Source organism: Starkeya nomas, from assembly GCF_902703545.1.
Classification (GTDB): Bacteria; Pseudomonadota; Alphaproteobacteria; order Rhizobiales; family Xanthobacteraceae; genus Ancylobacter; species Ancylobacter moscoviensis.
Window position 1 is genome coordinate 1,577,939 of sequence record NZ_CACSAS010000001.1, and the last position, 20,355, is coordinate 1,598,293.

Annotated in this window: 20 protein-coding genes and 1 pseudogene; 18 read left to right on the forward strand and 3 right to left on the reverse strand. The window is 67.4% G+C overall.

The features are described 5' to 3' along the window. The first annotated feature begins 10 nt into the window (after positions 1–10). The 8 genes and pseudogenes from STARVERO_RS07620 to STARVERO_RS07655 all read left to right on the forward strand — a co-directional run bounded on the left by STARVERO_RS07620 (position 11) and on the right by STARVERO_RS07655 (position 7,928). On the forward strand, positions 11–1,165 hold the full coding sequence (locus STARVERO_RS07620) for an ABC transporter substrate-binding protein (protein ID WP_159598424.1): 1,155 nt from the start codon (positions 11–13) through the stop codon (positions 1,163–1,165). A 272-nt stretch (positions 1,166–1,437) separates the two neighbouring features. After that, positions 1,438–2,562, forward strand: a complete 1,125-nt coding sequence (locus tag STARVERO_RS07625) for an ABC transporter ATP-binding protein (protein WP_159598425.1) — start codon at positions 1,438–1,440, stop codon at positions 2,560–2,562. Between the two features lie 3 nt (positions 2,563–2,565). After that, complete coding sequence (locus STARVERO_RS07630; RefSeq protein WP_159598426.1) at positions 2,566–3,471, forward strand: ABC transporter permease; 906 nt, start codon at positions 2,566–2,568, stop codon at positions 3,469–3,471. Beyond that, entirely contained in the window at positions 3,471–4,271 is an 801-nt protein-coding gene (locus tag STARVERO_RS07635) for an ABC transporter permease (protein ID WP_200837725.1), read from the forward strand. Before STARVERO_RS07630 ends, STARVERO_RS07635 begins: the two co-directional genes overlap by 1 nt. Before the next feature lie 24 nt (positions 4,272–4,295). Continuing rightward, positions 4,296–5,123, forward strand: a complete 828-nt coding sequence (locus STARVERO_RS07640; protein WP_159598427.1) for a DeoR/GlpR family DNA-binding transcription regulator — start codon at positions 4,296–4,298, stop codon at positions 5,121–5,123. A gap of 2 nt (positions 5,124–5,125) precedes the next feature. Then, a pseudogene (locus tag STARVERO_RS07645) lies at positions 5,126–5,416 on the forward strand (alpha/beta fold hydrolase); the annotation flags it as partial. A 164-nt stretch (positions 5,417–5,580) separates the two neighbouring features. Then, entirely contained in the window at positions 5,581–6,618 is a 1,038-nt protein-coding gene (locus STARVERO_RS07650; RefSeq protein WP_159598428.1) for a phosphotransferase enzyme family protein, read from the forward strand. Next, positions 6,615–7,928 carry an aspartate aminotransferase family protein gene (locus tag STARVERO_RS07655; RefSeq protein ID WP_159598429.1) on the forward strand — a complete coding sequence of 438 codons (1,314 nt, stop codon included), beginning with the start codon at positions 6,615–6,617 and terminating at the stop codon, positions 7,926–7,928. Before STARVERO_RS07650 ends, STARVERO_RS07655 begins: the two co-directional genes overlap by 4 nt. Before the next feature lie 128 nt (positions 7,929–8,056). Here the strand turns inward: STARVERO_RS07655 and STARVERO_RS07660 are convergent, their stop codons facing one another. Further along, the gene (locus STARVERO_RS07660; RefSeq protein WP_159598430.1) at positions 8,057–9,130 is read right to left on the reverse strand and encodes a sensor histidine kinase; all 1,074 of its coding nucleotides are present in this window, start codon (positions 9,128–9,130) and stop codon (positions 8,057–8,059) included. A 193-nt stretch (positions 9,131–9,323) separates the two neighbouring features. Here STARVERO_RS07660 and STARVERO_RS07665 point away from each other — a divergent pair, with 193 nt between their 5' ends. Further along, entirely contained in the window at positions 9,324–9,554 is a 231-nt protein-coding gene (locus STARVERO_RS07665; RefSeq protein ID WP_159598431.1) for a hypothetical protein, read from the forward strand. 220 nt (positions 9,555–9,774) lie between these two features. Here the strand turns inward: STARVERO_RS07665 and STARVERO_RS07670 are convergent, their stop codons facing one another. Next, entirely contained in the window at positions 9,775–10,674 is a 900-nt protein-coding gene (locus STARVERO_RS07670; protein ID WP_272482973.1) for a LysR substrate-binding domain-containing protein, read from the reverse strand. A gap of 208 nt (positions 10,675–10,882) precedes the next feature. Here STARVERO_RS07670 and STARVERO_RS07675 point away from each other — a divergent pair, with 208 nt between their 5' ends. The 9 genes from STARVERO_RS07675 to STARVERO_RS07715 all read left to right on the forward strand — a co-directional run bounded on the left by STARVERO_RS07675 (position 10,883) and on the right by STARVERO_RS07715 (position 18,548). Continuing rightward, a complete protein-coding gene (locus tag STARVERO_RS07675; protein WP_159601660.1) occupies positions 10,883–11,578 on the forward strand; it encodes an ABC transporter permease in 696 nt (231 codons plus the stop codon). After that, the gene (locus STARVERO_RS07680; RefSeq protein WP_159598432.1) at positions 11,578–12,312 is read left to right on the forward strand and encodes an ABC transporter permease; all 735 of its coding nucleotides are present in this window, start codon (positions 11,578–11,580) and stop codon (positions 12,310–12,312) included. The genes STARVERO_RS07675 and STARVERO_RS07680 overlap by 1 nt, the downstream gene beginning before the upstream one ends. Beyond that, the gene (locus STARVERO_RS07685; protein ID WP_159598433.1) at positions 12,305–13,120 is read left to right on the forward strand and encodes an ABC transporter ATP-binding protein; all 816 of its coding nucleotides are present in this window, start codon (positions 12,305–12,307) and stop codon (positions 13,118–13,120) included. Before STARVERO_RS07680 ends, STARVERO_RS07685 begins: the two co-directional genes overlap by 8 nt. 31 nt (positions 13,121–13,151) lie before the next feature. Further along, complete coding sequence (locus tag STARVERO_RS07690; RefSeq protein ID WP_159598434.1) at positions 13,152–13,988, forward strand: lysine/arginine/ornithine ABC transporter substrate-binding protein; 837 nt, start codon at positions 13,152–13,154, stop codon at positions 13,986–13,988. Between the two features lie 62 nt (positions 13,989–14,050). After that, positions 14,051–15,175 (forward strand): NAD(P)/FAD-dependent oxidoreductase, encoded by a 1,125-nt coding sequence (locus STARVERO_RS07695; protein ID WP_159598435.1) that lies wholly within the window; start codon positions 14,051–14,053, stop codon positions 15,173–15,175. Beyond that, entirely contained in the window at positions 15,156–15,467 is a 312-nt protein-coding gene (locus STARVERO_RS07700; protein ID WP_159598436.1) for a (2Fe-2S)-binding protein, read from the forward strand. Before STARVERO_RS07695 ends, STARVERO_RS07700 begins: the two co-directional genes overlap by 20 nt. Next, positions 15,464–16,951 (forward strand): FAD/NAD(P)-dependent oxidoreductase, encoded by a 1,488-nt coding sequence (locus STARVERO_RS07705; protein WP_159598437.1) that lies wholly within the window; start codon positions 15,464–15,466, stop codon positions 16,949–16,951. Before STARVERO_RS07700 ends, STARVERO_RS07705 begins: the two co-directional genes overlap by 4 nt. A 30-nt stretch (positions 16,952–16,981) precedes the next feature. Continuing rightward, the gene (locus STARVERO_RS07710; protein ID WP_144343347.1) at positions 16,982–17,326 is read left to right on the forward strand and encodes a RidA family protein; all 345 of its coding nucleotides are present in this window, start codon (positions 16,982–16,984) and stop codon (positions 17,324–17,326) included. Positions 17,327–17,378: 52 nt separating this feature from the next. Further along, on the forward strand, positions 17,379–18,548 hold the full coding sequence (locus STARVERO_RS07715) for a mandelate racemase/muconate lactonizing enzyme family protein (protein ID WP_159598438.1): 1,170 nt from the start codon (positions 17,379–17,381) through the stop codon (positions 18,546–18,548). 36 nt (positions 18,549–18,584) lie between these two features. Here the strand turns inward: STARVERO_RS07715 and STARVERO_RS07720 are convergent, their stop codons facing one another. Then, positions 18,585–20,321, reverse strand: a complete 1,737-nt coding sequence (locus STARVERO_RS07720; protein WP_159598439.1) for an ABC transporter ATP-binding protein — start codon at positions 20,319–20,321, stop codon at positions 18,585–18,587. Positions 20,322–20,355: the final 34 nt, after the last annotated feature.

Consider the following 20,355-nt stretch of genomic DNA (forward strand, 5'->3'; position numbering starts at 1 on the left):
GGACTTCGAGATGGCCGGTATTTCCAGAAGGTCGCTGCTGAAGGGCATGGGCACGGGGCTGGGGGCTCTCGCCGCCGCCGGCCCGCTGATGAACGCCAACAAGGCGTTCGCCGCGCGCGAGAAGGAACTGAACATCCTGTGCTGGGAGGGCTACAACTCCGCGCAGGTGCTCGACCCGTTCCGTTCCAAGACCGGCGCCACGGTAAAGGCCGAGAGCCTCACCAACGATCCCACCATGATCAACCGGCTGCGCGCCGGCGAGATCAACACCTGGGATCTGATCAACGTGAACAACCCCTGGGCACGCAAGGTGATGCTGCCCGAGAAGCTGATCAAGCCGCTGCCCAAGGCGGAGTTCGAGCCGTTCTTCGACAAGATGCTGCCGAGCTTCAAGCCGCCCTATAAATGGGCGATGAGCGACGACGGCAAGGATCTGATCGGCATGGCCCAGCGCTTCGGGCCCTACAGCTTCGTCGTCAACACCGACAAGGTCAGCCGCAAGACCGCCGAGGAGGTGGGCTGGGACCTCTTCAACGACCCCGCCCTCGCCGGCAAGTACGGCATCCTCGAATCCGACGACTGGAACGTCTTCAACCTCTTTATCGTCGCCGGTATCGATCCATTCAAGGAACACACGCCGGAGGAGATGACGAAGTTCGACGAGACCGCCAAGCGCGTCTTCAAGGGCGCCAAGCTGATCGGCGACATCGCCTCGATGAACCAAGCGCTGATCTCCGGGGAGATCGACCTGCATCTGACCGGCGGCACCTATTCGGTCTCGCCGGCCCGCGCCGACGGCCATCCGAACCTGCGCGCGATCACCCCGCTCAAGGGTCCGCTCACCGGCGGCAAGGGCGGCATCTCGTGGATCGAGATCACCTCGACGGTGAACAATCCGAACCTCTCGCCGCTGGCGCTGGAGTTCCTGAAATACGTGCAGGATCCCGAGGTCGCGCATACCGTCGCCTTCGCCGAGGGAACGTTCAACCCGGTCTCGCAGATGGGCAACAAGGCCTGCTTCGACCTCTTCACCAAGGAAGAGCTCGACGCGATCCAGTGGGACAGCCTGGAAGAGGAGATGGCCCGCTCGGTCGAGTACGACATCGTGCCCGATTATGACAAGGCGCTCGATCTGATGAACGCGGCCAAGCGGCTTCGGGGGTAAGACGCGGGCTACGGCGAAGTGAGGTTCGTCATGGCCGGGCCTGGCCCGGCCATCCACGACCTCGATGGCGCAGAGCCCGGTCGAAGGCGTGGATCCCCGGAATTCGGATTTTCCCGAATTCCGTTCGTGGGAAGCCGAAGTCGGCGAATGCCGACTTCGGGTCAAGCCCGGGGATGACGGTCTGACAACGGCCAGCCGCTGCCTTGGATCGAAACGTTCGCCCCCTCACACCGGCGACGACCGCCCGCCGCCGGGCCATCACGGAAGACGACATGCTCCAGACCTCGCCGACCGAAACCGCCCTCGTGGAAGCGCCCCCCAAGCCGATCCTCCAGCTGGTCGGCGTGCGCAAGACCTTCGGTGGTTTCACCGCTGTCGAAGGCATCGATCTCGATGTGCGCGCGGGCGAGTTCCTCACCATCGTCGGCCCCTCCGGCTCGGGCAAGACGACGCTGCTGCGCATGCTCGCCGGCATGGACACACCGAGCGAGGGCAACATCACGCTGCATGGCGAGCTGATCAACGACGTGCCGCCCAACCGGCGCCCGACCTGTCTCGTCTTCCAGTCGCTGGCGCTGTTCCCGCACAAGAGCGTCGGCGAGAACATCGCCTTCCCGCTCAAGGTGAAGGGCGTCGACGCGGCGGCGCGCAAGGCGCGCGCGCTGGAGCTGATGCGCGTCGTGCGCCTGCCCGAGAGCTATTTCGACAAGAACGTCATGAAGTGCTCGGGCGGCGAGCGCCAGCGCGTGGCGCTGGCCCGCGCCTTCGCCTACGATCCGGAAGTCCTGTTCTTCGACGAGCCGCTCTCCGCCCTCGACTACAAGCTCAAGAAGGCGCTGGAGAAGGAGCTGAAGGACCTCCACCGCGAGACGGGCAAGACCTTCATCTACATCACCCATTCGCTGGAGGAGGCGATGGTGATGAGCGACCGCATCGGCGTGATGCGCGCCGGCCGGCTGGTGCAGGTCGGCACGCCGGAGGAAATCTACGGCGCGCCCGTCGACCGCTTCGTCTGCGAGTTCGTCGGCGAGGTGAACACGATCAAGGTCGGGCGCGGCACGGATGGCGTCTGGTCGGGCCGCGACGTGCCCGGAACCTTCCAGGTCGCCCCGCCCCGGAACGGCGTCGCGACCGACGAGGCCTTCATCGTCGTCCGTCCCGAGTTCATGCGCTTCCTCGGCCCCGGCGACACCGCCGACAACCGGCTCGAGGGCACCGTCTACAACGAATACTCCCTCGGCTCGCGCATCCAGTACCAGGTGCGGGTGGAGACCAAGGGGGCAGGCGAGAAGGTGATGCTGGTCGAACTCTCCCGAGCCCGCGCGCTTGCGCCCAGCGCGGATCCGCACGTCACGCTTGGCTGGGACGCCGCCGACGCCTTCACGCTGGAGGGCTGAGCGATGGCCGACATCGCCCTCGCCCACGCCCCCGAGACCGCCGTCGAGCTGCGCCGTGCGCGAGTTCTCTCCGCTGGCGCCCGCTGCGCCCTGCCCGTCGCCATCCTGCTCGGCATCGGGTTCCTGGCGCCGCTCGTCGCCATTCTCGGCTACGCCTTCGCGACACCGCGTTCGTTCGACGTGTTCCGCTCCTTCACGCTGGAGAACTTCGCCACCCTGTTCGATCCCTCGAACACGGTGTGGCTGTCCTTCCTGTGGTCCTGCGGCTTCGCGCTGGCAACCGTCGCCATCCTCGCGGTGGTGGCCTATCCCATCGCCTATGGTCTCAACGTCGTGTTCGGCCGCGCCGCGCCGCTGATCAGCGTGCTGTTCGTCTTCCCGCTCTTCGTGTCGGAAAACGTCCGGCTCTATGGCTGGGTGCTGTTCTACATCAAGAACGGCGTGCTCGACGGCACGCTGAAATGGCTGGGCTTCTCCGGCGGGCCGGAGGTGCTGTACACGCCGGGCATCACCCTGTTCGGCATGGTCTACACCTACCTGCCCTTCATGCTGTTCCCAATGACGCTGGGCCTCGCCCTCGTGCCGCGCGACCTCATCGACGCCGCCCGCGACCTCGGCGCCGGGCGGCTGTTCATCTGGCGCGAGATCGAATTGCCGCTCGCCATACCCGGCATCCTCATCGGCATGCTGCTCACCTTCGTGCTGGCCATCGGCGCCACGGCGGAGGCCAAGATCCTCGGCGGGCAGTCGATCATCGTCATCTCGCACGACATCGAGATAGCCTTCACCTATTCGCAGAACTGGCCGCTCGGCTCGGCGCTGGCCGTGATCGTCACCGTCTTCATCAGCGGACTGACGCTCTTCGCCCTGTCGAAGCTCGACCTCGACCGCATGCTGGGGAGGCGCTGATGGCCATCGCCCACAAGCGCCGCGACGCCACCATCTGGGGCTGGACGCTCTTCGTCCTCGTGGTGATCTACCTCCCCATCGCCTGCGGCGCGCTGGCGAGCTTCAACAAGAGCCGGTATTTCGGCTTCCCGGTGAAGCAGTATTCCACCGACTGGTGGGGCAAGACGGTCGATTCCATCGAGATCGGCATGATCGTGAAGACGTCTATCCTCGTCGCCCTGCTGGTGACGGTCGTCTCGGTGGTCATCGCCACCTTCGGCGCCCTCGCCTTCGCCCGCTACGACTGGAAGGGTCGCCGGCTCTACCAGAAGCTGATCCTCCTGCCGATCTTCTTCCCCCAGCCGGTGCTCGGGCTCGCCATGCTGCTCGGCTTCAACGCGGTGGGAATCCAGACGAGCTGGGCGACGGCGGTGTTCGCCCACACGGTGTGGATCGTGCCGGTGGTGACGCTGGTCATCGCCATTCAGGTCTACGGCTTCGACCCCGCACTGGAAGAGGCGGCCTTCGATCTCGGCTGCTCACGGCTGCAGGTGCTGCGCGAGGTGACGCTGCCCCTGCTCTGGCCGGGCATATGGTCGGGAATGCTGTTCGCCTTCCTGCTCTCCTGGAGCAACTTTCCGCTGTCGCTCTATACGACGGGTGCGGACTCGACGATTCCGGAATGGCTCTATGCCAAGATGGTGGCCGGCTATACGCCCATGGTCCCGGCGCTCGGCACCATGGCGACGTTCGGGGCGGCCGCCCTGCTGCTGGCCGGCGGACTGATCGGCCTTCTGGTACGCCGGCGGGCGGCAGCGTGAGTGAAGCCGCATGAGTGAATGTGCATGAGCAGCGACGACATCATACGAAGCGCCGAGCGGCGGCGCCCTCGCCTCGACAAGGCGGCGCGACAGGATCGCATCCTCGCCGAGATGCGCGCCTCGGCGACGCTGCGGGTGGGCGACCTCGCGGCGGAGCTCGACGTCTCCACCGAAACCATCCGCCGCGACCTGTTCGAGCTGCAGGAGCGCGGCCTGCTCAACCGCACCTATGGCGGCGCGGTGCGCCCCTTCGCTTCGGAGCCGGCCGTCACCGAACGGCACCGGATGATGGTCACCGAGCGTGAGGCCATCGCCGCCGCGGCGGTAAAGTTCATCAAGCCGAGGGAAGTGATCGCCATCGGCGCGGGCGCCACCACCACCCATGTGGCGCGCCGCATGTCCGCCGAGTGCCGCGATCTCACCGTGATCACCCATTCCTTCTCGGTGGCGACGGTGCTCGCCGCCAATCCCACCATCGAGATCATCATGTGCCCCGGCCGCTACAACGCGCGCGAGGGCATGATGGTCGGCGTGGAGACCACCGAGTTCCTCCAGAACTACAATATCAACCGCGCGCTGCTCGGCATTTCCGGCATCACCACCGACGGCCTCGCCGACGCCGAGGCTCCCGCCGCCTCGGTCTACAAGGCGATGATGAACCGGGCGGCAGAGACCATCGTCGTCTCCGACCACAGCAAGTTCGGCATCCCCTCGCTCGCCATCTGGGCGCGCATCCCGGACATACAGCGCCTCGTCACCGACCGCGCGCCGGACGGAGCCGTCGCGCGGGCGCTGGCCCGGGCGGGCGTGGAGATAACGGTGGCGGTTTCATCCAGCGCGGGGCGGGCCTAGCGATGTGGCAGACCCTTCCCGCCGATGCGCGGATCGACGTCGATGTCGACGGCCACAAGGTGGTCGCCTACAGCTACGGAACGAGCAACGAGGTCGTATTCCTGCTAAACGGCGGTCCCGGCCTGCCCTGCGACTATCTTCGTGACGCGCATTTCTTCCTGAGTGAGCACGGCTACCGCGTCGTCGCCTTCGACCAGCTCGGCTGCGGCGCCTCCGACAGGCCGGACGATGTCTCGTTTTGGGAGATCGGCCGATGTGTCGAGACGGTGCGGCGAGTGCTGGACTTGAGCGAGGAGCCGGCCGCCTATGATGCGGCGCTGCTCGGTTTCCTCGCCCGCCATGCCGGAGCAGCCACATCCGATGGCCCGGTAACGGCGGTGTCCGGCGCAGTGCCATGAGCCTCGACGCTCTGCCGATCATGGATGCCCGATCCCCAGGACCTGATGAAGCCCCGACGATGACCGAACCGATGTATGACGAGGCATTCCTGATGCGGCTGGAGGGCGGCCTGCGCGCCGCCCTGCCGCGCTGGGGACTGTCGGGCGGCACGCAGCTCAAGCTGCTGACCATTTCCGAGAACGCGACCTTTCGCGCGCACGATCCGGCGGCAGGGCGCGACCTCGTCTTCCGCGTACACCGGCCGGGCTATCACAGCCGCGCGGAGATCGAATCCGAACTTGCCTGGCTCACCGCTCTGGGGCGTGACGGCGTGGTTCCGACGCTGACGCCGGTTCCCCAGACGGATGGCGCGTTGATCGCCGACATCGACGATGACGGGCGCACCCGCCATGTCGTCGCCTTCAACCTGCTGCCGGGACGCGAGCCGGCGGAAGGCGAGGACCTTCCTCGCTGGTATCGCGAGCTCGGCGCCATCAACGCCCGCCTGCACGCCCATGCGAAACGCTGGCAGCGCCCCGACGGCTTCGTGCGCAAGCGCTGGGACTATGAGGCGATGCTGGGCGAGGTGCAGCTCTGGGGCGACTGGCGTGCCGGCCTCGGCCTCGACGCCGAGGGCCGCGCGGTGCTGGAGCGCACGGCGGACGTGCTGCGCCGTCTGATCGAGGACTACGGCACGGATGAAAGCCGCTTCGGCCTCGTGCATGCCGACATGCGTGTCGCCAATCTGCTGGTCGACGGCGACCGGCTGTCGGTGATCGACTTCGACGATTGCGGCTTCTCGTGGTTCCTCTACGACTTCGCCGCCTCGGTGAGCTTCAGCGAGCACGAGCCCTACATTCCCGAGTTGCAGGCCGCGTGGATCGAAGGCTACCGCACGGTCGCCCCCCTTTCCGACGAGGACTGCGCCATATTGCCGGTCTTCATCATGCTGCGGCGGATGCTGCTCACCGCCTGGATCGCCTCGCACTCGGAAACGCCGACAGCGCTGGCGCTGGGCGAGGCCTATACGTCGGGCACGGTCGATCTCGCCCGCATCTTCCTTGCCACCTATGACGCGGATGGCGCGGACATCGTACCCGGGAGTACGGCCTCATGAAGAGCCCGGAACTGCAGATCCTTTCGCTCAATGCCTTTTCCGGCGGCGGCGCTTCCCTCGCTCCCGACGTCGCCGCGCTGGTGGAGCGCCGGAAGAAGAGCTTCGGCGCCGGCTCGGTGCTGTTCTACGACGAGCCGCTGAAGATCGTACGGGCCGAAGGCGCCTATCTCCACGCCTCCGACGGGCGCGCCTATCTCGACTTCTACAACAACGTGCCAACCGTCGGGCATTGCCATCCCAAGGTGGTCGAGGCGGTGCGCCGGCAGGTGGGCGAGTTCAACATCCACTCCCGCTACCTGTTCGACGTCGCGCACGATTATGCCGAGAAGCTGCTCGCCACCTTCCCCGCTTCCCTGAGCAATCTCGTGCTCACCTGCACGGGCAGCGAAAGCAACGACCTCGCCCTGCGCCTCGCCAAGCGTATGAGCGGCGGCACGGGCTTCGTGGTGACGAAGACCGCCTATCACGGCAACACCGCCACGGTGACCGAGGTCTCGCCCTCCTCCTACAAGCACGGCGAGCCGCCGAGCCATGTGCGCACCGTGCCGCCGCCCGACCCGGCGGTCTTCGGCAATAACGTGGCTCAAGGTTTCGCCGACGCGGTCGCCGCCGCCATCACCGGCATGGAGGCCGACGGCATAAAGTTCGCGGGACTGCTGGTCGACACCATCTTTTCCTCGGACGGCGTCTACGCCGATCCGCCCGGCTTCCTGAAAGCCGCGATCGAGGTCACGCATGCCGCCGGAGGACTGTTCATCGCCGACGAGGTGCAGCCCGGCTTCGGGCGCACCGGCACGGGCATGTGGGGCTTCGCCCGCCACGGTATCGAGCCCGACATCGTGACCATGGGCAAGCCGATGGGCAACGGCTACCCCATCGCCGGCGTGGTGACGCGGCCGGAAATCCTCTCCGCGTTCTGCGGCGATTTCGGCTACTTCAACACCTTCGCCGCAAGCCCGCTCGCCACCGCCGCCGCACTCGCGGTGCTGGAGGCGATCGAGGAGGACGGGCTGATCGCCAATGCCGCCCATGTCGGCCGCCATCTCATGGCCCGGCTGAAGCGGTTGCAGGCGAAGGCGCCGATCACCGCCGTGCGCGGCGCCGGGCTCTATCTCGGCGTCGAGTTCGGCACAGAAGACGGACCCGCGCCGGCGATCGCCAAGGGGTTGATCAACGGGCTTCGCTACCGTGGCATCCTGATCGGCGCCGCCGGCCAGTATGGCAACGTGCTGAAGATCCGTCCGCCGCTCTGCATCACCGTCGCCCATGCCGACATGCTGGCCGACGCGATGGAGGAGCTGCTGGGCTGAGAGGGCCTGCCCAGCGCCCTCGGCTGCAAGCTGGGCAGGCCCGACCGGCCTTCGCGATCGCCGACGGCTCGCATGCGGGTGCTGTCCCGGCCCCTGCGCCGCAATGGCTGCCGTCCCGCGCGAGCGGATCAGCCCTCGCCCTGATCGTCGACGTGGATGCGCCGCATCGTCGTCGCCAGCTCGAACCGGACGCCTTCCGGCCGCATCTCCATCCGGCTGTCGCCGCCGAACTCCATCCCCACGGCCCGCACCAGCTTCGTCCCGAAACCGACGCGGCCGGAGGATTGCACGATAGGACCGGCCACTTCCTCCCACACGAGCCGGAACTCGTCATCGGTTCCCGGCCGGCCGGCGTTCCAGCGAAGGAGGATGTGGCCCTCGTCGTTGGACAACGCCCCATATTTCAGCGCGTTGGCGGCGAGTTCATTGATGGCGAGGGACAGCGAGAGCGACTGCTTGGCGGAAAGATCGACCGGCGGCCCCTCCAGCCGGATCCGCTCGGCCTGCGCGCTGTAAGGAGCGAGCGCGCCTTCGATCACCCGCACGATCGGCGCGCTGGTCCAGCTCAGCCGATTGAGGGTGGAATGCGCGGCACTCAGCGCCATCAGGCGCTGGTTGAGGGCTTCCTCCGCATCGGAGGCCGACGCCGATACCTGGAATGTCTGGCGCGCGATGCCGAGCACGATGGCCAGCGTGTTCTTGATCCGGTGCCCCAGCTCCGCATTGATCAGCTTGATGTTTCGTTCCGTCTCGACCCTGGCCGTCGTCTCGATGACGGTATCCATCATGCCGACGATATGGCCCACCTCGTCCCGGATGGGGGTGTAGGCGAAGGTGAAATACGCCTGTTCGGGATAGCCACGCCGGTTGATGACCAGCGGGTAGTCCTCGATGAAGGTCGAATGACCGTCATAGGCCCTCTCCTGCAGCGGGCCGATGAGGTGCCAGACCTCGCTCCAGATGTCGCGGAACGAACGGCCGAGGCAATCCGGCTTGTCGCCGAGGATCGGCGCAAAGGCGTCGTTATAGATGGTGATAAGCTCCGGACCGCATATGACGGCCTTGGGAAAGCCGGAACTCAGGGCCAGACCGACCGCCGTCTTGAGAGCCGCGGGCCAGGTGTGGATGGGCCCCAGCGGGTTGGATGACCAATCAAACGCGCGGACGGCAGCCACCATGCCCTCACCGCTGCCGAGAAACATCGTGTCGTCCGAACTCACCATTCACGCCCCGGATGTTCGCTGCCTATATGCACACAGCTGATCGGGAGAAGCGAGCGGATCGCGCGCGCCCCGATGGAACGGCGTCAGCGGAAAAAGTTCAATCGGCTCACGGGACTTGCGCCGCGAGGACGGGTTACGCTGGCGAGCGCGACTTGAAGGGGATCATGGCGCCTTGATCTGGTTCGTTCGACTGCTGGTGCTCGCGGGCGGCGTCACGCTGACCGGCGGCGCTGCCGCCGCCCTCGCGGCCCTTCTGGCCGATGCGGGCCTGCTCGGCACCTGTTTCGAGGGCGCCTGTGCCTATGCGGCGATATTCATCGCCTTCCCGCTCCTGTGGCTCGGCCTGTTCGCCGCGTTCGTCACCGGCTGGATCTGGTACGCGCGGCACCGGCACCGCCCATAGCGGCGGTTCAGGTCGCCGTTCATGCGGCTCTTGCTTTCCTTCACTCCGGAGGCGGAAGCTGTTGCTCCTCCTTGAAAATCCACAGTCGGCGGTCGGCTGCGGCAGGCCGCTGGCATCTTCGCGCAGGCCGAGAAAGGCCGGGATCCGGCGCTTCTGTTCATCGGCGAGCGCGGCGGCGAGAGGCTTGAGAGCCGCGTCGACCGCCTTCAGTTCCTGCCGTTCACCGCCGTCCGACCAGTTCGTCGTGATAGATCCAGAACTCCTTCGCGAACTGCTCGACGAGCGCCGAGGTGACGCGGTGCTCGGGGCGGATGGCCAGGAAGCCGGCATCGATGAACACGCTGAAGGCCCGCACGGCGACGTTGCGTCCACGGAACTCGCTGGCCGAGGTAGGATCGATGATGGCGATGCCCGCCCCCTCGTCGACGAGGCTGAGCGCGGTGTGCGAGAGGCGGGTCTCCAGCGTCGAGAGACGCGGCACGCCGGCCAGCGCCACCTCGACGCGCATCGCGAAGACCGTGCCCGGCTCCAGGCTGATCATGCGCTGGTTGCGCAGATCCTGCGGCTCGATGAGCTCCTTTGCCGCCAGCGGATGATCGGCCGGGATGGCCACGACGGCGGCGATCGGATGGGTCTCGATGATGAAGCCCGGCCGGTCCAGCGGCCCATCCGCATAGCCGATATCGGCCTGGCCGGCCGCCACCGCCTCGATCACGGCGGTTGACGGCAGCCCGCTGAGCGAGGCGTTCAGGTTCGGCTTGTCGCGCAGAAAACGGGCGAGAAAGCGCGGCAATATCCCGTTTCCCAGCGCCGGCATGGCAGCGATGCGCAGCGTGCCGGCCGCCTGCCGGCCGATCTCCCGTGCCAGAAAGGCGATCCGGTCGAGGCCGACGAAGGAACGCTCGACCTCACGCATGAGCGTGACTGCTTCCGGGGTCGGGCTGATCTGGTTTCCCCGGCGCTCGAACAGGCGAAGCCGCGTGGCATCCTCGAAATCGCGGATCAGCCGGCTCACCGCGGGCTGCGTGACGGACATGAGCTCGGCCGCCGCCGTCATCCGGCCGGTTAGCATCACCGCGCGAAAGGCTTCCACCTGCCGAAGATTGATCCGTGATTTCATAACATCTGTTTATTCATGAGGCCTGATTACGAATTTGACGGAATACGGCCGCAATGCAAGCTTCCGTCGCACCACGGGAATTCATCCACTCACGGTCGCTTCCCGCAAACCAGAACCAGATGCGCCGGCTATCGCCGTCGCCATCCTCGACGCATGGGCAACATGCGCGTGGAGCCGAGGGGCTACGTGCTTGCAGTACTTCCAGCTCATGGGCTTCGGCCCGGATGGGTGGGGTCGCGACATGCTCGCGGCCGCCGGCATGACGATCGGCGTCAGCATCGTCGGCTTCGTCGCCGGCGTCCTGTTCGGGTGCTGCGGCGCGGCGGCGAAGCTCTCCCGCTTCGGCTCCCTGCGCTGGACCGCCGAGGTCTACACGACCGTGTTCCGCGGCGTGCCGGATCTCCTGGTCATCTATCTCTTCTATTTCGGCTCCAGCTCGCTCATCACCTCGGTAGCATCGATGTTCGGCGCGCAGGGCTTCGTCGGCGCACCCGCCTTCCTGACCGGCGCACTGGCGATCGGCGTCGTCTCGGGCGCCTACCAGACGCAGGTCTTCATCGGCGCGGTCGAAGCGCTCCCTAGGGGTGAGATCGAAGCCGCCCGCGCCTACGGTATGTCCTCCCTCCTGCTCTTTCGCCGGGTCGTCCTGCCGCAGGCCATCCGCTTCGCCATTCCGGGCGTGGCCAATGTCTGGCAGCTCGTCCTCAAGGAATCGGCGCTGATCTCCGTCGTCGGACTGATCGAGCTGATGCGGCAGGCGCAGATCGGCGCGGGCTCGACGCGGCAGCCCTTCAGCTTCTTCCTCACCGCCGCCGCGCTCTATCTCCTGATCACCTTCGTCTCGGGCATCGGCTTCCAGGCCCTGGAGAAGCGCGCCATGCGCGGCGTCCGGAGGCCGGCGTGATGCTCGACCTTCCCTTCTTCCTCGAGACGCTCTCCACGCTGATCGGCGGCGTGCCGCTCACGCTGCAGCTCACGGTGCTCTCGGTCTCCTCCGGTGCGATGCTGGCGTTCGCGCTGGCGCTGATGCGGGTGAGCGGCAACCCGCTGCTCGACTATCCCGCGCGGTTCTACATCTTCGCCTTCCGCGGCACGCCGGTGCTGGTGCAGATCTACATCGTCTATTACGGCCTCAGCCAGTTCCCGGTGCTGCGCCAGAGCATGCTCTGGCCCTTCCTGCGGGAAGCCTACTGGTGCGCGGTAATCGCCCTCGCACTCAACACCGCCGCCTACAGCGCCGAGCTGATCCGGGGCGGGTTGAACTCCGTGGCGGTCGGGCAGATCGAGGCCGCGCGCGCCCTCGGCATGTCCCGCACCCTCGCCTTCCGGCGCATCATCCTGCCGCAGGCATTCCGGCAAATGCTGCCGGCCTACAGCAACGAGATCATCCTCATGGTGAAGTCGACGGCTTTGGCCTCGACCATCACCCTTCTGGAGGTGACGGGGCTGGCAGCCAAGCTGATCTCGCAGAGCTACCGGCCGGTCGAGGTCTTCATCGGCGCCGGCGCCATCTACCTCACCATCAACTTCCTCATCGCCCGGCTCTGTGCCGCGCTGCAGAACGCGCTCTCACCGGAGAAGCGGGCGGCTCCCGCTCCGGCGCGGAGCCCCGAAACCGAGGCACCCCGGCATGGCTGACCCGACCCTGGCCGGACGGCCGAACACGCCCGCCGTCGAACTCGCCGGCATCCGCAAGAGCTACGGGCATCACGAGGTGCTGCACGGCGTCTCGCTCGCCGCACAGGACGGCGAGGTCGTCTCCATCCTCGGCGCGTCGGGATCGGGGAAGTCCACCCTGTTGCGCTGCATCAACATGCTCGAAATCCCGGATGCCGGCACCGTCGCGATCCAGGGAGAGGCCATCGCGATCACGCGTCGGCCGGGACAGCCACCGCGCCCCGCCGACATGGCGCAGGTGGGCCGACTGCGCGCCAAGGCGACCATGGTGTTCCAGTCCTTCAACCTGTGGTCCCACCTGACGATCCTTGAAAACCTCATCGAGGCGCCGGTGCACGTGCAGAAGCGCGACCGCCGGGAATGCCTCGCCGAGGCCGAGGCGCTGCTCGCCCGGGTCGGCATCGCCGACAAGCGCCATCACTATCCCGCGCATCTCTCCGGCGGGCAGCAGCAGCGGGCGGCCATCGCCCGCGCGCTCGCCATGAAGCCGAGCCTGATGCTCTTCGACGAGCCCACATCCGCGCTCGACCCCGAGCTGGTGGGCGAGGTGCTGAAGGTCATCCGCGATCTCGCCGCGGAAGGCCGGACGATGCTGATCGTCACGCACGAGATGGGCTTCGCCCGCGAGGTCTCCGACCGCGTCGTCTTTCTCCACCGCGGCGTGGTCGAGGAGGAAGGCCCGCCCGCAGAGCTGTTCGCCAATCCGCGTTCGGACCGCCTTCGACAGTTCCTGTCGCGCGAGGGCTGGAAAACGTCCGCACCGCGTTAGCTGCCGACAAAACCAACCAGAGGGTAGACATATGAAATTCAAGGCCTTTCTCACCGCCGCCGCGCTGCTTGCGGCCACCACCGCCGCTTCCGCCGAGGGGCCAGTGGTCCGCATCGCCACCGAGGGCGCCTATGCACCGTGGAACTTCTCCGGCCCGAACGGGAAGCTGCAGGGCTTCGAGATCGAACTCGCCGATGAGCTGTGCGCGCGCATGAAGGTCAAGTGCGAGATCGTCGCCCAGAACTGGGACGGCATCATTCCCGCCCTCGAGGGCCGCAAGTACGACGCCATCATGGCGGCGATGAGCGTGACGCCGCAGCGCGAAAAGGTCATCTCCTTCTCCACGCCCTACGCCGCCGGGATCAACGGTTTCGCCGTGCTCTCGGACTCCCCGCTCGGCAAACTTCCCGGCACCGGCGAGACCTATTCGCTCGACACCCAGGAAGCCGGCGCCAAGACTCGCATCGACGAAATGAAGGTGTTGCTCAAGGGCAAGGTCGTCGGCGTGCAGGGTGCGACCACCGCCTCGACCTTCATGGAGACCTACTTCAAGGACATCGCCGATATCCGCGAGTACAAGACGACCGAGGAGCACAATTTCGACCTGATGAGCGGTCGTCTCGACGCGGTTGTCGCCAACGCCACCGTGCTCGCCGCCGCGCTCGACAAGCCGGACATGAAGGGCGCGCAGCTCGCCGGCCCGATCTTCTCGGGTGGCGTGTTCGGCGTTATCGCGGTCGGCCTGCGCAAGGACGACTCCGCGCTGAAGACGAAATTCGATGACGCCATCAAGGCGGCGATCGCCGACGGCACGGTCAAGCGCCTCTCCGAGAAGTGGTTCAAGGTCGACGTCAGCCCCCGCGGCTGAACTTGGCGATCCGGTGCGACCTATCCGGCCGCACCGGCCTCAAGTGCATGACGGAACGATTCATGGCCAATACCGACGCATGGGATATCGCTGTCATCGGCGGCGGGCTGGTCGGCGCGTCGATCGCCTGGGGGCTGACGCGCTGCGGCCTGCGCCCGCTGGTGCTCGACGGCGAGGATCTCGACCTGCGGGCGTCGCGCGCCAATTTCGCGCTGGTCTGGGTACAGGGGAAGGGACGTGGCGCGGCGCACTACGCTCTCTGGTCCAGCGCCTCGGCCGGGAGATGGCCGGAGTTCGCCGCGGCGCTGCGCATGCAGACCGGGATCGATGTCGGCCTGCGTCAGCGCGGCGCGTTCAGCTTTGCCCTGTCACGCGGCGAACTCGACGCGATGCGTGCGGAGATGGAGACCATCGCACGCGAGACAGCCGGCAGAGCCGCGCCTTATGAGGTGCTCGGCCCCGGCGAGACGCGCGATCGCGTGCCATCGGTCGGAGCCGAGGTCGTGGGCTCCGTCTATTCGAAAGCCGATGGCGACGTGAACGCGCTGCGCCTCTTCCGTGCCCTGCACGCGGCACTGCAGGCCGCCGGCGCATCCTACCGCTCCCACAGCACGGTGACGCGGATCGAGCCGCAGGCCGGGGGCTTCCGACTGCATGGAAACTGGGGCGAGGTGTTCGCCCGACGTATCGTGCTCGCCGCCGGCGTCGGCAACGCGTATCTGGCGCCCATGGTCGGGCTCAGCGCGCCGCTCAAGCGGAGCAAGGGGCAGATCATCGTCACGGAGCGCTGCGCCCCCTTCTTTCCCTACACCTCCGCGACGATCCGCCAGACCGACGAAGGCGGCGTCATGATCGGCGACAGCGAGGAGACCGATACGGCTTCCATCGCTACCAATCAGGACATCAGCGCCGTTCTCGCCAACCGCGCCCTGCGCGTCTTTCCGGCCCTCACCAACCTGAATGTGGTGCGAAGCTGGTCGGGCTTCCGCATCAAGTCGATGGACGGCCTGCCCATCTACGAGCAGTCGGCGACCCATCCCGGCGCCTTCCTGACACTCTGCCACTCCGGCGTGACACTGGCGGCTAACCACGCGCTCGTCGTTGCGCCGCAGATCGCCGCCGGTGCGCTGTCAACCGAGCTCTCCCCTTTCGATTCGCGGAGGTTCCATGTTCCGCAGGCTGCGTGAGCCCTCCCCCTCCGATGCCGTGACCTTCTCCTTCGACGGTCGCGCCCTGCGCGCCGCGCCGGGGCAGAGCCTCGCGACGGCGCTTCTGGCCGCCGGTGTCGGCGCCTTCCGCACCAGCGTGGTCGGCGGCGAACCTCGCGCGCCCTACTGCCTGATGGGAGTCTGCTTCGACTGCCTGGTCACGGTGGACGGCGTACACAACCGCCAAAGCTGCCTGATCGAGGTGCGCGACGGCATGGTTATCGAGAGCCAGGACGGCGCCCCTGCCATCGCTGCGGAGAGCGCCGCATGAGCGCGCGGCTTCTCTCCCATGTCGAACAGCTCGACGAGGCGTACGACCTCGCTGTGATCGGCGCCGGCCCGGGGGGCCTCGCCGCCGCGACCGAGGCCGCCGAGGCCGGAGCCCACGTACTGCTGCTCGACGAGAACGGCACACCCGGCGGACAGATCTATCGCGCCATTACGCGCAACGACCCGCAGGAGCTGCCGTTCCTCGGACGCGACTACTGGAAGGGTAAGGCGCTTGCCGATTCCTTCCTCGCCGCCGCCCTCGACTACGCTCCCACCGCGACCGCCTGGAGCCTCGACCCGGCGCCACAGGACAGGGATGAGGAGGCGACCGGCCTCGCCCGGATCGGCGTCTCGCTGGGTGGTGCCGCCCGCCGGATCGACGCGCGCGCGGTGCTGCTGGCGACCGGTGCCATGGAACGCCCGATGCCCGTGCCGGGCTGGACCTTGCCGGGCGTGATGACCGCGGGCGCGGCGCAGATCGCGCTCAAATCGGCGGGCATCGTCCCGACAGGACGTGTGGTTCTCGCCGGCTGCGGACCGCTGATCTACCTGCTGGCCGCCCAGCTTCTCGACGCCGGCACGCGGATCGTGGCACTGCTCGACACGAGCGACCGGGAACGGCGCCTTCCGGCGCTCCGCCATCTGCCCGGCTTCCTGCGGTCGCCCTACCTCTCCAAGGGCCTCGGCCTGCTGTGGAAGGTTCGCCGCTCGCTGAAGGTGGTATCCGGCGTCACGGCGCTGCGCATCACCGGGCGGGGAAGGGCCGAGGCGGTCACTTATTACAGGGGCGGCCGGGAGCGCACCCTCGCCGCCGACTGCGTGCTGCTGCACCAAGGCGTGGTGCCGAACATCAACCTTGCCAGCGCCGCCGGCTGCGCCATCGAATGGAACGAGACGCAGCGGGCCTTCCAACCGACGACCGACGGCGAGGGACGCAGCTCGCTGCCGGGCGTGTTCGTCGTTGGGGACGGCGCCGGTATCGGCGGAGCCGAACATGCCGAGGTCTCCGGCCGCATTGCCGCGCGGGCCGCGTTGCGCGACCTCGGCCTCGCGCCCGAGGCAGGCGGCGACCTGGCCGCGCTGGTGACGCAGAGGCGGCGGCTCGCCCGCGGGCGAGCCTTCCTCGACAACCTCTACCTGCCCGCCGAGCCGTTCCGCGCGCCGCAGGACGACGAAACCATCGTCTGCCGCTGCGAGGAGGTAACGGCGGGCCAGGTGCGCGAGGCCGTCGCGCTCGGCGTGCCCGGCCCCAACCAGCTCAAAACATTCCTGCGCTGCGGCATGGGACCATGCCAAGGGCGCATGTGTGCGCTCACGGTCTCCGAGATCATGGCAGCCGAGCGCAGCGTGAGTCCGGCCGAGATCGGCGTCTATCGACTGCGCCCGCCGGTGAAGCCGCTGCGGCTCTCCGAGCTGGCCGCAATGCCGCAGACGCCGGAGGCCCTCATCGCGGTCACCGGGCGGACGGCGGACGGCGGCCACTGAATTCCCGATCCATCTGACAAGGAGAAGACAATGGCGACAAGACAGCTTCGCACTCCCATCATGCACCGCGTCGTCGAGCATAACGGCATGGTGTTCGTCGGCGGCACGACCTGCGACGACGAGAGTCTCGACATGGCCGGGCAGACCCGCGAGATCCTGGCGAAGCTCGACACCTATCTTGCGGAAGCCGGCACGGACAAGACCAAGCTGCTTTCGGCGACGATCTTCCTGACCGACCTCAACCGCAAGCCGGAGATGGACGCTGTCTGGAAAGCGTGGGTGGCGCCTGAAAACCTGCCGGCACGGGCGACCGTAGGCGTCGCCGATCTCGGAGGCGACACGCTGATCGAGATCGTGGTGACGGCGCACAAATAACCCCCATCGGCACTCACCCGCCGCCGTTCCTCTTACCCGCAAGGCGTCTTTCATGAAGATCACCCATGTCGCGATCTATCGCGTGGAGGGCGGCGGCCTGCGTCCCGTTCTCGTCGAAATCAGCACCGACGAAGGCATCACCGGCTTCGGCGAGGCGGGCGTCGCCTATGGCTATGGTGCGGCGGCAGTCGCCGGCATGCTGGAGGACATGGCCCCGAATCTCGCCGGCCGCGATCCCTCGCATGTCCGGGCCATCTGGCAGGATCTCTACGACCATTCCTTCTGGGCCAAGGGCGGCGGCGCGATCACCTTCGCGGCGATCAGCGCGATCGAGCTCGCGCTCTGGGACATCAAGGGCAAGGCCCTGGGCGTGCCCGTCCACGAACTGCTGGGCGGCCCGGTGCGCAGCGAGGTGAAGGTCTACGCCAATGGCTGGAACCACGAATATGACGACGTGGCGAAGTGGGCGCGCGCCGCCGCCCGACCGCTCAGGGACGGCTACCGCGCGCTGAAGTGCTACCCCTTCGCGCACGAGCTGCCGGACGGAACCTTCCGCCACGTGTCGGCCCGGATGGTCGACGACAGCCGGTTCCACCGAGCGGTGGAAAGGGTGAAGGCGCTGCGCGCCGAGGTCGGCCCCGAGATCGAGATCATGCTGGACCTGTCGGGCGGGGTCTGCGACGACCAGCTCGTCCGCTTCCTCGACGTGTGTCGCGATCTCGATATCCGCTGGATCGAGGAGCCGGTCGACCCCTTCAATCTGGCGGGCCTCGCCCGAACGGCGGCGCGAACCGCCATCCCGATCGCGGTTGGGGAGCGGGTCTACGGGCGTGCGGGCTTCCGCAACGTGCTCGACACCGGCGCGGTCTCTATCGTCATGCCCGACATCGCCAATTGCGGCGGCCTGCTGGAGGCGGTGCAGATCGCCGGCATGGCGGAGACTTACAACGCCCGCGTGTCGCCGCACAATTGCGCCAGCTCGCTGTGCTCGGCCGCCTCGCTCGCGCTCTGCGCCGTGATCCCGAATGCGATGAATCTCGAGATCTATCCGTACTTCTCGGATTCGAACTCCTATGTGCAGGTGCTGGAGAACCCGCTCGAGCGCGAGATACGCGGCGGCGTGGCCGGCGTCTCTTCCGCGCCGGGCCTCGGGGCGATCATCGATCGCAAGGCCATCGCGCCCTTCAAGGTCTTCGACAGCGGCGCGACAGCCACCGCGTGAGCGCGCTGCGGAGCCGCCCTTCCCGGCGGCTCCGGCTCAGCCGCCGACCAACGCCGGCCCTTCGCCGAACTGGGCCTGGTAGAGGCGCCGGTAGAGCCCGCCGCGGGCCAGCAGTTCCTCATGCGTGCCCTGCTCGGCGATACCGTCGGGCGTGACGACGACGATGCGGTCGGCGTCGAGCACGGTGGCGAGGCGGTGGGCGATGACCAGCGTGGTGCGCCCGCGCGCCAGTTCGTCGAGCGAGCGCTGGATCTCCCGTTCGGTGTGGGTGTCCAGCGCCGAGGTCGCCTCGTCGAGGATCAGAATCGGCGGGTCCTTGAGGAAGATGCGGGAGATAGCGAGACGCTGCTTCTGGCCGCCGGACAGCTTCACCCCGCGCTCGCCGATCAGCGTGTCCAGCCCTTCCGGCAGCTCGGCGATCAGCGTGTCGAGCCGGGCGCGGCGGGCGGCGGCGAGGATGTCCTCCTCGGAGGCATCGAGCCGGCCATAGGCGATGTTCTCGCGGATGGTGCCGCCGAACAGGAACACGTCCTGCTGGACGATGCCGATGTTCCGACGCAGGGAGGCGAGCGTCATGTCGCGAATGTCGATGCCGTCGACGGTGACGCGCCCGCCGTCGATCTCGTAGAAGCGCGGCAGCAGCGACAGCAGCGTCGTCTTGCCGGCCCCGGAGGGACCGACGAAGGCGACCGTCTCGCCCGCGCGGATGGAGAGGTCGATGCCTGTCAGGATCGGCCGGTCCGGCGTATAGCCGAAGCGCACGTCCTCGAAGCCGATGTCACCCTTGAGATGGCCCACCGCCTGCGCGCCCGGCCGGTCCGCGATATCCGGCTCGGTGCCGAGCAGCTCCTGATAGCGGCGGAAGCCGGCGATGCCCTTCGGGTAAGTCTCGATCACCGCCGCGATCTTGTCGAGCGGCCGGTAGAACACCGAGACCAGCAGCAGGAAGCCGACGAAGCCGCCGATCGACAGCGTGCCCTGCACGACGAACCAGGCGCCAGCGAGCATGACCGCGAGTTGCACGAGGCGCATCGCCATGTAGTTCAGTGCCTGGCTCGCCGCCATGATGCGGTAGGCGTCGAGCTTGGTGTCGCGGTAGCGGGCGTTGTCGCCGGCGAAGAGACGGCGCTCGTAGTCCTCGTTGCCGAAGGCCTGCACCACGCGGATGCCGCCGATGTTCTCCTCCAGCCGCACGTTGAAGGCGCCGACACGGCCGAACTGCGCCTGCCAGTTCCGCGTCATGCGTCCCCCATAGCGGGCGACGATCAGCGCGGTGAAGGGGACGATGAGCGCGGTGAGGAGCGCCAGCGGCGGGTGCACCCACAGCATCAGCAGGAAGGCGCCCATGAAGGTCATCACCGCGATGAACAGGTCTTCCGGCCCGTGATGGGCGATCTCGCCGATCTCCTCGAGGTCCTTGGTGACGCGGGCGACGAGGTGGCCGGTCTTGTAGTTGTCGTAGAAGCGGAAGGAGAGCTTCTGCAGGTGCTCGAAGGCCCGCTCGCGCATCTCGGTCTCGATGTTGATGCCGAGCACATGGCCCCAATAGGTGACGACCGCCATCAGCCCGCTGTTGAGCGCGTAGACGGCGAGCAACCCGACGGCCGCGAGCAGGATGAGCTGGATGTCGGCCTGCGGCAGCAGCAGGTCGACGAAGGCCTTCATCGCCATGGGGAAGCCGAGTTCCAGCAGCCCGGAAAGCACGGCGCAGCCGAAGTCGATCAGGAACAGACGCTTGTGCGGCCGGTAGTAGGAGAAGAAGGCCTTCAGCATGCGGCGCGCTCCCTGTCGGCGCACCATCCCGAGG